Raw genomic sequence first — 15,861 nt, forward strand, 5'->3', positions numbered from 1 at the left:
AAAATGAAAGAAATCAAAAAAATAACCTGTATCGGTGCAGGTTATGTAGGTGGTCCTACAATGTCGGTCATTGCACAAAAAAATCCAAATGTTATTGTCACAGTAGTCGATTTAAATCAGGCACGTATTGATGCTTGGAACGATGCTGATCTAGAGAATTTACCTGTTTACGAGCCGGGACTGGATGCAGTGGTAGCAGATGCGCGCGGTCGCAATCTGTTCTTTTCTACTGATGTGGAGAAAGCGATTGACGAGGCCGATATGATTTTTATTTCAGTAAACACACCGACCAAAACCTATGGTAAGGGTAAAGGTCAGGCAGCTGATCTCAAATATATCGAGTTATGTGCACGCCAGATTGCAGCTGTAGCCAAGTCTGATAAGATTGTTGTCGAGAAGTCTACCTTACCAGTACGTACCGCCGCTGCTCTAAAGAGTATTTTGGATAATACGGGTAATGGCGTCAATTTTCATATTCTATCCAATCCTGAGTTTTTAGCGGAGGGTACTGCTATAGTCGATTTACATAACCCGGATCGTGTATTAATTGGTGGGGAAGATTCCGCTGCTATTGAAGCTTTGGTACAGGTGTACGAAGCTTGGGTTCCACGCGAGCGTATCCTGACTACTAATTTATGGTCTTCTGAGCTTTCCAAATTAGTGGCTAACGCATTTTTGGCCCAGCGTGTTTCGTCGATCAATGCCATTTCGGAGCTATGCGAAGTTACCGGCGCGAATGTCGATGAAGTTTCAAGAGCTATTGGCTACGATAGCCGAATCGGTTCTAAATTTTTAAAAGCTTCGGTTGGATTTGGAGGCTCTTGCTTTCAAAAGGATATTTTAAATCTTGTCTATATTGCACGCTCTTATGGTTTGACGGCTGTAGCAGATTACTGGGAACAGGTCATTATATTAAATGATCATCAAAAAGCGCGTTTTGCAGAGAATATTATACAAACCATGTATAATACAGTCAATGGTAAAAACATCGCATTCCTAGGCTGGGCATTTAAGAAAGATACCAATGATACCCGTGAGTCTGCAGCGATTTATGTTGCAGATCATCTTTTGGAAGAAGAAGCTCATATAGTCGTTTATGATCCAAAAGTACCTGCTGAACAGATTTATAAAGATCTGGATTATTTAGGGACGCGCTCTTCAGAAGATAACCGGCGTTTGGTAACTGTAGTTAACGATCCCTACGAAGCACTTCAAGGTGCACATGCTGTTGCAATACTGACCGAATGGGATGAATTTAGAACATACGATTGGGCCAAGATTAGAGAAGAGATGAAAAAACCAGCCTTTGTTTTTGATGGGCGCAAATTACTGAAGCGTGATCAATTAACATCCATAGGGTTTGATTATTACGCTATTGGTGAATAGTCATTTTAGCTAATAGTTATTATAAAATTAGATAATTGCAATAATGAATATCGTACATGTACTTTTATCAGGAGGGGTCGGAAGCCGTTTATGGCCATTATCCCGCAAACATAGCCCGAAACAATATTTAGGATTGTTTGATGGACGGTCGTTATTTGAGATGACCGTGCAACGCAATCAACAAGTAGCTGAAAAGGTAATAGTCGTGGGAAATAAAGATAATACTCATCTCAGTCACAAAGCAATGGTCTCTTGTGGTCTCCCCTATAAAAATATCGTGGAGGCAACACCTCGCAATACTGCAGCTGCAATCGCTTTTGCTGCATTCAGTGTTAATCCTGATGATATTCTTATTGTTACTCCCTCGGATCATATGATATCTGGAGAGGCGGAATATAAAAAAGCAATGGAAGATGGCGTGAAAAAGGCAAAAGAGGGTAATATTGTTACTTTTGGTATCCGTCCGACTCGACCAGAAACTGGTTATGGTTATATCGAATTTGATGGCGATGAAGTTAAGTCCTTCCGTGAGAAACCGAATCAGGACACTGCGGAAGATTTTATTGAGAAAGGAAATTTTCTTTGGAACTCAGGTATGTTTTGTTTTCAAGCTGCGGTTTTTTTGGAGGAATTAAGGCAATATGAGCCTCAGGTATTCGAAAAGTCATTGGCTGTGTGGAAAGCCTCTAAAGATGGTTTTTTGGATGAGCAGCTCTCTCTAAATATCCCTTCCATATCCGTAGATTATGCAGTTATGGAACGCTCAAAAAAGATTAGGGTGGTTCCTACTAACTTCGAATGGTCTGATTTGGGCTCATTTGAAGCTCTTTATGATTATTTGATCAAGAGCGGATATCCGAAAGATGACCAAGGTAATATTGTTATAGGAACCGATATTTTCACTGGGTTCGTTGGGTTGAAAAGGGCTATATTCGTATATACTAAAGATGCATTTATGATTATCCAAAAAGAGAAATCACAAGATGTGAAAAAGATCTATAATATGTTAGAAAAACATCAATCAAAATTATTAGACTAGAAATGAGTTTCCAATATAGAAAAATATTAGTTACCGGCGCAGCTGGTTTTATCGGCTTCCATGTGTGTAAATCTTTGGCGGAGCGAGGAATTGACGTCGTTGGAATCGATAATATAAATGATTACTATGATATTAATCTAAAGTTTGCGCGTTTGAATGAACTTGGAATTGATCGTTTGTCTGCCGAGCGGTTTCACTTTTCAGCACCATCATCTAAGTTTCCAAATTTTAAGTTTATTCGCATGAATTTGGAAGACCGCGAACAGTTACCTGTACTTTTCGAAAATGAATCTTTTGATGCTGTGATTAATCTGGCCGCACAGGCTGGTGTACGTTATAGTTTAGAAAATCCGATGGCCTACGTCGATAGTAATGTTGTTGGTTTTGTAAATCTATTGGAATGTTGTAGGCATAATAAGATTGCTCATTTGGTTTATGCTTCAAGCTCGTCTGTTTATGGAGAAAATGGAAAAGTTCCTTTTTCTGAAGATGATCGTGTAGATTATCCAGTAAGCTTATATGCCGCCACAAAAAAGACGAACGAATTGATGGCACACACGTACAGCCACCTCTATCAGATTCCTACTTCTGGACTTCGTTTTTTTACGGTATATGGGCCCTGGGGCAGGCCTGATATGGCTCCAATTTTATTTGCTTCTGCTATTGATGAGGATCGTGCTATTAAGGTTTTTAATAATGGTGACATGAGCAGAGATTTTACTTTTATCGAGGACATTGTCCAGGGTATTATTATTACATTGAATAATCCTCCTAAAACAGATAATAAACAACCGCTCTATCAGGTTTTCAATATTGGCAACGGTTCACCAATTTCGTTAATGCAGTTTATTGAAACATTAGAGGCAAATCTGGGCAAAGAGGCTCAAAAAGAGATGCTGCCGATGCAGCCCGGCGATGTGCCAAGAACATGGGCTGATACAGTACATTTAAGAGCGTTAGGGTATGAAAGTAAAACCGCCGTCGATGCAGGGGTCAAAAAATTTGTTGATTGGTATACTTGGTTTAAAACACATTCTTAGATTAAAGATTATTTAATGAAAAAATCAATAATGCTAATGGGATCTTTCTCAGGAGGGAACTATGGTGATTCAATTGTTTTAACATCACTTTTGTCTTACCTTGAAACTAAGTCTTTCACCGAAGTTTATATTCCCTCAGCTAGTCCAAAAGATACAGAAAAGTTATTAAAGGTTTATGATGGACCCTTGAAACTAAATTATATTGATATCAATATGAGAAGGACTTATGGCTACCGTTTTTTTAATAAACAGGTCATAAAATCGTTGAAAAATATCGATTATATGGCATTCACTGCAGGGACTATTTTTCTTAGAGATTTACTTAATCCAAGGCGGAATTTTATTTTTTCGGTAGTTTTATTACTCTTGTTTATACGGAGGCGTAATGTGAAATTAATGGGGCTATTTGTTGGTGTGAATGAAGATATAAAACGCTACAGCGGGGCTAAAAGAGTAATTGCAAAAAAATTATTCAATTCCTTTGATCAAGTAATAACCAGGGATTATGAATCCTATATTAATGTCAAAGACTCATTTCGGCATATAAAAGTATCTCGTTCTTACGATGTGGCCTTTTATAATTTATTAAAGAAAAATGAGAATTTACCAATATCTAATCAACATGGAAGAACAAATATAGGGCTCAATATTTGTGAATATCTAGGCAAGCAGGTTGGGAAAGAGATTGATAGTAATGACATTAAAAATTATCTCATTACTGTTTCGCAAGGTTTCGAACACGTATTTTGGTTTCATACTACAAAAATGGATGAAAATTTTGTAAGGGATCATATTTTATTCGATGAAAAATTAAAATCTCAAAGTATTCATCTTCGATTGTATGAGGATTTACAACTGGAAGAAAAATATAAAGAAATGGATTTTTTTGTAGGGATGAGAATGCACAGTTTGATTCCAGCATTAGCATTCGGAGTACCTGTTATTGCCCTTAACTATAATGACAAAGTAAAATCACTTTTTGAACAATTACAAGGAGAGAAGTATGTTAAGGAATTAGATAACCTATCAGGATTAAGTCTTGAAGGCTCGTCTCAAGTGGGTTTTACATTATCCGAATCTCAGAAAAAGCAAATTATTCAAAATGTTGAAGATATCGAAATTTAAGAAGTTACTATCAGGTAATTTTGGTTTTACCGCCTTAGCCAAAACATCAGATTTAGGGCTTAAATTTGGTATACTCCTGTTTTTTATGACCTTTAGAGGAAATGAGGATCTTGTTCAATATACCTATTTCCTTTCTTTAGGTGGGATTTTGGGGGCAATTTTCGATTGGGGGGGGGCGAGATATAATGTACGGCAGATGATTGATAAAGGAACATTGCCCTTGAATACATTATCTATAATATTTGCAATCACTTCGTATTTTATTATTTATAAATTTCAATTTATAAAGTTTTATGATCCAACTTTTTTAATACTTTGTATAATTTATGGAGTAACTTTAGGCTGGATAAATACTTTTGTCAAATATTATGAATACATTAATAAAAATAAGGAGTTATATAAATTCCAGGTATTTATAAACTTAGCCTGCTCTGTAATTATATCTATTTTAATCATATTTAAGTTTAGTCTTATATATGCATTTGGTGTATTGATCATAGCAAATATTATTATTATTGTTATATGTTTTATGATTAATAAAGGAAATGTTAAATTTATCTTTTCACCTAATCTACTTTATAATGGTATGCCGTTTTTGATTAATACGTTGGCAGTCATGGCATTTTCCCAGATAAATATTGTTATTATTAATCAATTCGGCACCAATTATGAGATTAGCAATTTTGTCTTGGCTCAGCGAATTATGGAAGTTTCTCTAATGTTGCCAAATTCCTATACAAGTAGTATCATTGGTAAATTTTTCAAGGGTGAGATAAAGATGGCTGATATACAAAAAAAGACTCTTCGTCTTTGGAGCGCATCATGTGTTTTATGTCTAATTATTACGGTCGCGATAATGCTTTTATATCCTAAATACAATATAGTCATATATTTGTTTTTATTACTTCTTCCATTGGGTTACGTCAGATCAATGAGTATGTCTTATAGTGTGATTCTTGATTACACGAAGTATTATTTAGTAAGAACTGTAAGTATTTGTTTTATTTTATTACTAAATCTATTTCTTGCAAAATATATAATACAAGTCCCAAATGGTCTTTACTGGTTCTCAATTTATATAGGCGTTTTAATCTCTTTGTTAATAATTGTTTATAAAATAACATTTAAAAAATATAATATATATGAAATGTTTCATAATTGATTTTGTATCGATTTCTTTTACAAAGTTCAAGGTGCATGGTGGTGGCGATTTTGCTTTGAGAGCGGTAGAGTTCTTAATAAAAAATGGTAAGAAGTTTTTCATTATTAATAATACTACTGATTTTTTTCAAGAATACTCTATTAAAGATTTAGACTTGAAAAAAGCAAATATTGAAAATGAATTTAATGAAATTTTCTATTTTAATCCACTCTATCAAGGTGGGGATAATAATTTCTTTGAATACAAAAAGAAATACTTTTATATTCACGGACTAAGGATGTTAGAAATGCCATATGATAGTACTTCTCATTTGTATTTTAAATTTCCAGAGAATCTCAAGACTAAAATAAAAGGAATATTTTTTAAGAAGCATTATAGTAAAACAGGTCAAAATGTTTTAGAATCCGTAGAAAGCGCTAAGGGGGAAAAAGTAATTCTTACCCCGAGTGAGCATTCTAAATATATGATGAAAAGTGCTTGTACTTTAACAACCGAAATAGAAGTTCTTCCCCCTTTTTTAAGCGAGCATGATGAAATTTCTAATGAGGCTATTCCTACGACTAGGGACTATATATTGATTTTAAATGGAGATCGGTGGGTTAAGAACTCCTATCGTTTTTTATCTGCTTTTCAGCAGTTGAAGGAACAAGGAGAGTTATCCAACATAGATTTAATCGTCATTGGAAAGCCTGTTTTTTCTGGAGATTTTGATAATGATAGCATAATTTATTTAGATTATGTCGACAGACCTTATTTAGAAAAACTAATGCAAAATTGTTTTTTCTTAGCATATCCATCCTTAAATGAGGGATTTGGTTACCCACCATTGGATTGTTTCAAATATGGTAAGCCAGTGCTTTCTACTTCACTTTCATCTCCTAATATCTTATATAACGGAAAAGTTGTTTTTACTAATCCCTATTCTATTGATGAGATTAAGTCAAGAATATTATATTTGATTGATAATAAAGAAGATTATACAGGGGGCACGTTTTATAGCGAAATGTTGGATATAATTTCAAAGAAATGGACGTTAATCTTCTCTTAGAAATCATTCTTTCAGGATGCTATGGGGTTATTGTTCTGACGATAATCCAAAAGATATTTTTGGGAAGAATATATAGAGGCCCATTTATATCCTTCCTAATTTATACTCTCCTTTCCATCTGCTATTATTGGATAAATATTACCATAGTTCCAGAGTATAAGGGATTTACAGGGGGGCTGCATATTGGAACGGATGATTGTAGTTTCTTCGCTCAAATAGTTGACGTTAAATTTTCATTACCGATGACTTGTGATGATCTGTTTGAGTATCATAACTATAGTCGATTTATGGATTTTATATATCCGTTTACTGTGAGAACACCTCTACCTATTTTAGTTTTTAATTGTGTCGGCATTGCGTGTATACCAATTCTAGGTAAAAAGATTTACGCAGATTTTTTTCCAGACGCAAAGAATAATGTAATTATTTATTTAATATTCTTTTTAAGCCCGATGATATTAATGAACGGGCTTATATTAATTAGAGACGGATGGTCCACTCAATTTTTTATGTTTTTCATCTACAATGTTATAAAGAAAAGAAAGATTGCAATTATTTTATTTAGTGCGTTTTTAGTTGCCGTGTTTAGACCTACGTTCGTGATTTTTCCAATATTATTTTATGTAATCGAAAGAAATTTTGATAAACCAAATTTTTATTTTCGGATGGGAGCAGCTTCAATTGCTATTTTGCCCCTTGCTTTTTATATCCTGAAAGTAAATAAAGGTGTGGATTTAACGGAAGGATTAGTTCGTCAAGATTATGTTTCGGGATTTTTAGGCCAATTTGGTGAAGAATCAATTTTATATCGGATAATGACTATGCCATTCCCATTAAATATTATACTTAGTTTCTTGTTTTTTCTTACTAGTCCCTTTTTGAAATGGGGATTTGTTTATGAGGGAACTTTTGTTATGAGAAAATTATTTACGTTTTTTGAGGCAGTAGTGATGACGATCCTAATTCCGGGCTTTTTGGTGAATTTTGTTCATAATTGGAAAAACAATCCGGTATTCAAAAGGCTTTCTTTTTTTGTGATACTTTCGATATTATTATTATCTACAATTAGTATGCAAGCGAGGCATAAAATGATTGTTCTCCCTCTGATATACATATTATTTGTTTATTCTTCTGAAAGAAATAAGAAATTGATATTTCCTTTGGCGATTATTTACGGAATATTCCAACTTTTGATTTAACCAATGAAAGCACTTTTTATACATGATCATCCTTTTATAAAAGATGAGAAAAATGGGACGATATATACATCGGGAAATCTGAATTCGATTTTGTGGGAGCGTTATCTCAAGCATTTTGATAGTATTACAGTTATTGGTAGATGTAAATTGGAATCTGATATTTCCAGATATCATCCTGCCGAAAAGGAAAATGTTACGTTTAAGCTTTTTGATAACGTTGCTGGTGGAGCTGATTACTTTAGAAAACGCAGACAAATCGAAACTAGACTTATCGAAGAGATAAAAAAACATGAAATAATTATCATGCGGTTTCCGGCAACTATCTCTGTTTTCGCTGCAGAGTATTGTATCAAAAATGGGATAAAATATGTGGCGGAAGTGGTTGGTTGTTCTTGGGATGCAAATTGGAATTATGGTGGATTAGCCCCCAAGTTATTAGCGCCATACAGTTATTTTAAGATGAAGAAGGCAGTTAAACATGCTTCAGCCTCAATTTATGTCACAAAAGAGTTTTTGCAGAAACGTTATCCAACAAGAGCCTCTATCATTGAAAATGCTTCAAATGTTATCATCAAAGATATTCAAGAGCAAGCTTTGCCCAATCGATTGTTAAGAATTGATAACTTCAAAACTAATGCTATTAATGTGGGAATAATTGGAAATATAGCTGTCCGATATAAGGGATACGATGTATTACTAAAAGCAATATCTAATCTTCCTGATAATATTAAGAATAGTGTAAAAATACAGTTTGTTGGGGGAGGAGATCCCAGTTATTTGAAAAGCCTTATTGAGCGATATCAAGTGACAAAACATGTTACAATACGAGGCAAGTTGAAGGCTGGAAAGGAAATCTTTGATTTTATAGATAATTTGGATATATATATTCATCCATCTAAACAGGAGGGGCTGCCTAGAGTGGTAATTGAAGCTATGAGCCGGGCATGTCCGGTTTTAGCTTCTAGTGTGGCGGGAACTCCAGAATTATTAGCCGCAGAGTTTTTACATGCTCCCGGAGATGATAAGAAGCTCACCAATGATATTATCAAAGTGGTAAAAGATTTGCCCCTTAAAAAACAGATGGCTCTGGACAATTTCGAAAGATCAAAAGAATACCTCTTTGAGGTTTTGGAGGCAAGAAGAGAGAGGTTCTTCCGTAAAGTTAAGTCTACTTTCTAATTCATACGTTATAAAGAAATTCAATATTAAAAAATGAAAAAAGCGATTATTGTAAACGGTATCACAGATATGAACAAGGGTGACCAAGCGTTAGTTTGGGAAAGCTACCGTATTATTCAAGATACAGGATTATATGACGATATAAAAGTAATTTCTTTAGGTGATACTCCCGAGGAATATGATGCATTGTGTGGACAAACCATTAATAGAGGAATGCATGTAATTCAAAATCTTCTTAAACATCCTAGAAGAGGAAAGCATCATAAAGATCAATTGCAAAAAGAGGGCATAGGATATTTATTATTTCAGGTGAAAAACGCAATGAGCGATTATCTTCACTTAACGCGTCTTAAAAAGATTATTCACGATGATGATAAGATTAGGAAATCCTTTAATGCAAGAGAAATCGAAACAATAAAAGCTTTTCGAGAGGTAGATACGGTATTTGTAAAAGGTGGGGGATTTCTTCATGCTCACGGAGAAAAGACTGCTCCCTATGTCATGTGGTATTTTTTGTATTACATGAATTTAGCGAAACAGTTGGGTAAGGAATTGGTCTTGTTACCAAATTCATATGGTCCTTTTGATGGACTCACCGTTGAGAGTCAATTAAAAAAGGGATTAGGTCAAAGTGATCTTATTTTCGCTCGGGAGAATGTTTCTTCTCTAGCTTTGGGGAAACTTCTTGGGAAAGACATTCCAGTAGTTCCTGATTTGGGTTTCTATCTTCAAATGCAGTCTAAAGAGGTCGGTTTCGAGATATTGAAAAAGTATGGATTTTCTAAGGATGACAAAATTGTTGGAATGACAGTTCGCCCATGGCGCTTTCCAGGAAGTGAAAATCCTGAACAGCTATTCGATCGTTATTTGAATTCATTAAAGGAACTTATTGTTTATTTAAATGACCAAGGATATAAGGTTGCACTTTTTAACCAATCTATTGGCCCGAATGCTCATGAAGATGATCGTAATGCAATTGAGCGCTTAATTCACATATGTAATAACAAGCAAACAAATTTGTTTACTTGGGTCAATGAAGACCCTACTTGCGATATTTTAAAGGCAGTTTATGCGAATATGTATTTCTTTGTTGGTACGCGTTTTCACTCTTTAATTTTTTCAATGACTTCGGAGGTTCCTTCTATTTCCATAGCATACGGCGGGAATAAAGGTGTGGGCATTATGGAAGAGTTTGATCTTGGGGAGTACGTGGTTAAGATTGATGATGTAACTACAGATCGGCTAAGAACTCTTTTCGATAAAGCAATCGCAAATTATTCAGAAATCAAAGGAAAGTTAGCTGCTAAGCTTCCATATTTAGAAGAACAGCGGAAGGAAACGATTGAAATGATAAAAAAAGCTGTAAAATAAATACCATGAAAATAGTATTGATAATAACGGATTACGGCAGTTTTAATAATTTCCTAAGTGATTTGGCGATTCGTTTAAAAGAAGATGGACATGAGGTATCTGTCATAACTTCTGAAACGAGAGTCATCAACATTCAAGATAAATTTGATTACTTGGCAGCAGGTATAAAGTTTTTCTATGTTGATTTTCCAAGAGGGTTTAATCCTTTTGCACATTACCGTTCTTCAAAGAAAATACAAAAAATTTTAGATAGTATAGTACCTAATATAGTACATATCCATTTTACAACAGGGATATTTACGACTTTATTTGCTGGCCGGGTAAAATATAGAACACTAGGTACATTTCATGGATTAGGATTTCCTGTATTATCAGGACTAAAAAAGCAAGTTTTTGGAGCTGTTGAAAAATTTTGCTTTGGTCGTTTGGATAAAATTTATGTATTAAATGAGGTAGATTATAAAGCTGTAAAAGCTCTTGGATATAAAAATGTTGAGAAATACGAAACGCTAGGGTTAGGCTGTGATCTTTCTGTTTTTAATCCGGACAACTTTTCGGAAACTTGGAAAGCATCATTAAGAGAAGAACTGGATATTGGTGTAAATGATTTTGTATTCGCTTATACAGGACGCTTTGTAAATTTTAAGGGATATGATAAGGTGATACGTTCATTTCTTAAACTCTATTCTAAAAATTCCAAAGTGAAATTACTCCTTATTGGTGGGAATGATCCAATACATCCAACAGGACTTACCGAGAACGAAACTATACTGATGAATAATTGTGAAGGAATTATTCACATCGGATTTACTAAAGATGTAGCTTCCTATCTTTCTATCACCGATGTGTTTGTTTTTCCAAGTGTGAAAGAGGGGATGCCCGTATGTGTTATTGAGGCATTAGCGATGGGGGTTCCTGTAATTACCGCTGATTCAAGAGGTTGTAATGAGATTGTGCAAAATGATTACAACGGATATGTTGTGGATGTTACCGATGACAATTGGTCTGGGGTTTATGAAAAGATGGAACAATTAATAATTAATAAGGACTACATAAACCAATTTAAATCAAATATTCAACAAGATCGAAATGACTATGACAGAAATAGGTATGTTATTTGTGAGAAGAGTAGATATGAACAATACAGTTCTATCGAAAAATAATATTGAGATGAAAAGAATTGGATGGATAGTGGCAATCGGATTATTATTAGTGATTTCAGGCATTTATTATCTTCGTTTCTCTAATATAGATTCCTCTAATGAGAGGATAGAAGATAGTTTAAGTATAATGGATTCTAAGGAAATATCAGGTTCACCTTCAGATGGAAAACTTTTGAAGGACTCGTCCATTGGAGTCGAAACTGACTCTAGCCCGAACAAGAATAGTGAGATAGAAAAATCAGCTATAACTATCGCAGATAATAAAAGCTCTAAGCTAAATAGTGATACCTTAAATCTGCGCGATTTCGGAGTAGTTGGTAATGGTAATAACGAAACAATTGGATTTCAAAAAGCTCTCAACGCATCAGTTGGAAAGGTGCTTTTTATTCCCAAACAACAAGGGAAGTATTATCTTACAAGACAGCTTCGGATTCCAAGTAATACGAAATTGGTTTTTGATTCTAATGTAATTGTTCAAGCAACAGATGATCTAAAACAGGATCATGCAAATTTTGAAGTGCTATTTAGGATTGAAAATGCTAATAATATTAATATTCAAGCCAATAATGCTCTTTTTAGAATGAATAAATCGGCATATAGCGGAGAACACAATCACATTTTTATGATCAACGGATCATCGAAGGTTCTTATTAACAAAGCCCGAGCGAACAATAGTGGAGGCGATGGCTTTTACATTGGTGCTTACAAATCAAATAAAAAACTCTGTGAGGATATCACTATTACAAATAGCGTTGCAGATAATAATAGACGTCAGGGGGTGAGTGTTATATCGGCTAAAAATTTATTGATTGACCACTGTGTTTTCAAAAATACTTCGGGAACCTCTCCTCAATCAGGGTTAGATATCGAGCCAAATAAATATAGCGACATTCTAGAGAATATAGTAATTAAGAATTGTAAATCACAGGAAAACGCAGGAAGGGGGTTTATGTTTGCAATATCGTCATTTGATTCTAGAAGTAAAGCCGTTTCCATTAATGTTGAAAATTGTCAGGCTTATGATAATTACGTTGGATTTGCTAGTGTTTATTTTTTAGATGGGAGTAGAGGTACAATTTCATTTGATAATTGTAAGGCATATAGATCAAAATATTCTGGATTTTTGGAGGCCTCTTGTTCTTCAGACGGTATAAAAAAAATATATAGAAATTGTGAAGCAATAAACAGCAATCAAAGTCGCGATAAATCTCAGAAAGGATCTTACGCTTCAAGTTTTTATATTTTTGAATCAGACCGTCAACCTAGAAGAAGTATAGGGAATTCAGTATTTGAAAACTGCAAATCCACAGTACAGGATAAAAACTCAAATATACTGAGAGGTATATCAGTTTTGGAAAAAGGGAATGCAATCGCAAAAGGCATTACTATCAATAATTTTCAGTCGAAAGGCCACAAAGAATTACCAGTTAAATTGGATGTGAAATCATCTATAACAGCAAAAAATATACAAGTTAGATAATGAGACAAGATGTAATTGTAACAGGAGGAAGTGGTTTTGTAGGGAGAAATTTAATAATAAATTTGGAATCTCAGAACTATCGAGTCAAATGTGTATCATTAAGAAATATTGAGTGGAAACATTATATTGATGAAAAATTTAATATTATTATACATTTAGCTGGAAAAGCTCATGATACAAGTAATACATCTAATGACGATGAATATTATAAGGTAAATCGGGACCTGACTATTGATCTTTACAATAATTTTCTAGAGTCAAATATTAAAGATTTTTTTTATTTTTCTTCAGTTAAAGCTGTGGCGGATACAGTAGAGGGTATCTTACAGGAAGATGTGGAAGGAAAGCCATTTACGCCATATGGTAAGTCTAAATTAGAAGCTGAGCAGTATCTATTAAGTCAGCCATTACCCGAAGGAAAACGCTTATTTATTATTCGCCCGTGCATGATTCACGGCCCAGGGAATAAAGGAAATCTAAATCTTTTATATAAAGTTGTCGAAAAAGGAATTCCATGGCCTTTAGCGTCGTTTCACAATGAAAGGTCGTTTTTGAGTATTGATAATCTTTCTTTTCTCATCAAAGAGATGATAGAAAATCAGGATATACCCTCAGGAGTTTACAATTTTGCCGATGACGAGGCCTTGTCTACGAATGATCTGGTTACGTTAATCGCTCAAACATTGGGAAAGAAACCCAAATTATGGTGTATACCCTCTTCGCTAGTAAAGAAAACAGTGAAAATAGGAGATATACTTCCTCTTCCACTAAATTCAGAACGTTTGAAAAAATTAACAGAATCCTATGTTGTATCTAATTGCAAGATAAAAACAGCGCTCGGGATTCAATCTCTACCAACAAGTACCAAAGAGGGTTTGATCAAGACAATCCTTTCATTCAAATAATTGTATACCATTTAACTCACTGTCGATAAAAATGGGAAATTTAGACAAAGACATACAAAAGAAAATCGACGAATGGTTGACCTCAAATTATGATGAGGAAACAAGAGGTGCAGTTCAGAAGTTAATAGATGATCAGGCTGAGACGGAGCTGATCGATTCATTCTACAGGGATCTTGAGTTTGGCACGGGCGGCTTAAGAGGGATTATGGGTGTAGGTTCCAATCGCATGAATAAATATACGATTGGAAAAGCGACACAGGGCTTATCGAACTATCTCAAAAAGCAGTTTCCTGATCAGGAGATCAAGGTAGCCGTAGCTTACGATAGCCGTAACAACTCCCAATCTTTTGGTCAGCTTGTGGCCCAGGTATTTGCTGCCAATGGTATCAGGGTCTATCTCTTCAATGAATTGCGTCCTACACCAATGCTGTCTTTTGCCATCCGTCATTTTGGATGCCAGAGCGGTGTCATGTTAACGGCTTCGCACAATCCCAAGGAATACAATGGTTATAAAGCTTATTGGAATGATGGCTCGCAATTGACTGCGCCCCATGATAAAAATGTCATCGATGAGGTCAATGCAATCACCTCTGTAAAAGATATCCAGTTTGAAGGAAATAGCCAAAATATTATTCCTGTCAGTGAAGAGATTGACCAGATTTATATTGATGCCAATAAAGCATTGAGTATACATCCTGAAGCTGTTCGGGCACAAAAGGATTTAAAAATAGTCTATTCTCCGATCCACGGCACTGGAATTACAATCGTACCAAAAATGCTGGCATCATGGGGTTTTGAAAACGTTACAGTAGTCACCGAGCAGGCCACACCGGATGGAAATTTTCCAACGGTAATCTATCCGAATCCGGAGGAGGAGGACGCGATGGCCTTAGCAAAGAAAAAAGGTGAAGAGATTGACGCAGATTTGGTTTTAGCAACCGATCCAGATGCAGACCGTGTCGGAATAGCTGTTAAAAACAGCCAGGGACAATTTCAGTTACTCAATGGTAATCAGATCGGCAGTTTACTAATTTACTATGTCTTAAGTGCAAAGAGTGATCTAAAACAGTTGGGGCACCACCCATACATCGTTAAAACGATTGTAACCAGCAACCTTCAGGCAGATATTGCCGATCATTACCATGTAGCGCACTACGAAACCCTCACAGGCTTTAAATATATCGGCGAGCTGATCACAAAATTAGGTGATTCAGCACACTATCTTGCCGGCGGAGAGGAAAGCTACGGCTACCTGGTCGGTGACCTGGTCAGAGATAAGGATGCGCCTAATTCCTGTGCTTTCCTGGCAGAAATGACTGCATATTTTAAGTCAAAAGGTAAGACGGTCTATGACGTATTATTGGATATTTATCAAGAATTTGGCTGCTATCAGGAAAAATTGATTTCCTTAACGAAAAAAGGAAAAGCCGGAGCCGAGGAAATACAGGCCATGATGGCTGGACTGCGCCAAAATCTACCCACGACACTTGGGGGAATCGAAGTTAAAGAAATTCGAGACTACCAACTTTCCCAAACGACTGACATGAAAACAGGTAATACAAACGAGATTGCTCTTCCAAAGTCGGACGTATTGCAATTCATTACCGCAGATGGAGACGTGATTTCGGCGAGACCATCCGGTACGGAACCCAAAATCAAGTTTTATTGCTCCGTTAAAGGAATACTCCAGGCAAAAGAAGACTATCCAAGTCTTCAACACCTATTAGCAGAAAAAGTAGACCGTATGATGAAAGATATTGTTGG

The 15,861-nt window shown here is 35.3% G+C and carries 13 protein-coding genes; all 13 read left to right on the forward strand.

Annotated elements, in window-relative coordinates; genetic code table 11:
* Positions 1-3 precede the first annotated feature (3 nt).
* Positions 4-1,386, forward strand: coding sequence for a nucleotide sugar dehydrogenase (locus tag HPC41_RS05665; protein WP_172393078.1), 1,383 nt, complete (start codon positions 4-6; stop codon positions 1,384-1,386).
* Positions 1,387-1,429: 43 nt separating this feature from the next.
* The gene (locus tag HPC41_RS05670) at positions 1,430-2,425 is read left to right on the forward strand and encodes a mannose-1-phosphate guanylyltransferase (protein WP_172393079.1); all 996 of its coding nucleotides are present in this window, start codon (positions 1,430-1,432) and stop codon (positions 2,423-2,425) included.
* Between the two features lie 2 nt (positions 2,426-2,427).
* Positions 2,428-3,465 (forward strand): NAD-dependent epimerase, encoded by a 1,038-nt coding sequence (locus tag HPC41_RS05675; protein ID WP_172393080.1) that lies wholly within the window; start codon positions 2,428-2,430, stop codon positions 3,463-3,465.
* A 15-nt stretch (positions 3,466-3,480) separates the two neighbouring features.
* The gene (locus tag HPC41_RS05680; RefSeq protein WP_172393081.1) at positions 3,481-4,590 is read left to right on the forward strand and encodes a polysaccharide pyruvyl transferase family protein; all 1,110 of its coding nucleotides are present in this window, start codon (positions 3,481-3,483) and stop codon (positions 4,588-4,590) included.
* Positions 4,568-5,752: an MATE family efflux transporter gene (locus HPC41_RS05685; RefSeq protein ID WP_172393082.1), complete on the forward strand. Its 1,185-nt coding sequence runs from the start codon at positions 4,568-4,570 to the stop codon at positions 5,750-5,752. Before HPC41_RS05680 ends, HPC41_RS05685 begins: the two co-directional genes overlap by 23 nt.
* Positions 5,733-6,800, forward strand: coding sequence for a glycosyltransferase (locus tag HPC41_RS05690; protein ID WP_172393083.1), 1,068 nt, complete (start codon positions 5,733-5,735; stop codon positions 6,798-6,800). The genes HPC41_RS05685 and HPC41_RS05690 overlap by 20 nt, the downstream gene beginning before the upstream one ends.
* Positions 6,779-7,999 (forward strand): hypothetical protein, encoded by a 1,221-nt coding sequence (locus tag HPC41_RS05695; RefSeq protein WP_172393084.1) that lies wholly within the window; start codon positions 6,779-6,781, stop codon positions 7,997-7,999. The genes HPC41_RS05690 and HPC41_RS05695 overlap by 22 nt, the downstream gene beginning before the upstream one ends.
* Before the next feature lie 3 nt (positions 8,000-8,002).
* Entirely contained in the window at positions 8,003-9,178 is a 1,176-nt protein-coding gene (locus HPC41_RS05700; protein WP_172393085.1) for a glycosyltransferase family 4 protein, read from the forward strand.
* A gap of 33 nt (positions 9,179-9,211) precedes the next feature.
* Positions 9,212-10,549, forward strand: a complete 1,338-nt coding sequence (locus HPC41_RS05705; protein ID WP_172393086.1) for a polysaccharide pyruvyl transferase family protein — start codon at positions 9,212-9,214, stop codon at positions 10,547-10,549.
* 5 nt (positions 10,550-10,554) lie between these two features.
* The gene (locus HPC41_RS05710) at positions 10,555-11,712 is read left to right on the forward strand and encodes a glycosyltransferase (RefSeq protein ID WP_172393087.1); all 1,158 of its coding nucleotides are present in this window, start codon (positions 10,555-10,557) and stop codon (positions 11,710-11,712) included.
* Positions 11,639-13,192: a right-handed parallel beta-helix repeat-containing protein gene (locus tag HPC41_RS05715; RefSeq protein WP_172393088.1), complete on the forward strand. Its 1,554-nt coding sequence runs from the start codon at positions 11,639-11,641 to the stop codon at positions 13,190-13,192. Before HPC41_RS05710 ends, HPC41_RS05715 begins: the two co-directional genes overlap by 74 nt.
* Complete coding sequence (locus tag HPC41_RS05720) at positions 13,192-14,097, forward strand: NAD-dependent epimerase/dehydratase family protein (RefSeq protein WP_172393089.1); 906 nt, start codon at positions 13,192-13,194, stop codon at positions 14,095-14,097. The genes HPC41_RS05715 and HPC41_RS05720 overlap by 1 nt, the downstream gene beginning before the upstream one ends.
* 31 nt (positions 14,098-14,128) lie before the next feature.
* Positions 14,129-15,861: phospho-sugar mutase (locus HPC41_RS05725; RefSeq protein ID WP_172392581.1), on the forward strand; the 1,733-nt coding region annotated here is incomplete at its 3' end.

The sequence above is a fragment of the Sphingobacterium prati genome, from assembly GCF_013167215.1.
GTDB classification, from domain to species: Bacteria; Bacteroidota; Bacteroidia; order Sphingobacteriales; family Sphingobacteriaceae; genus Sphingobacterium; species Sphingobacterium prati.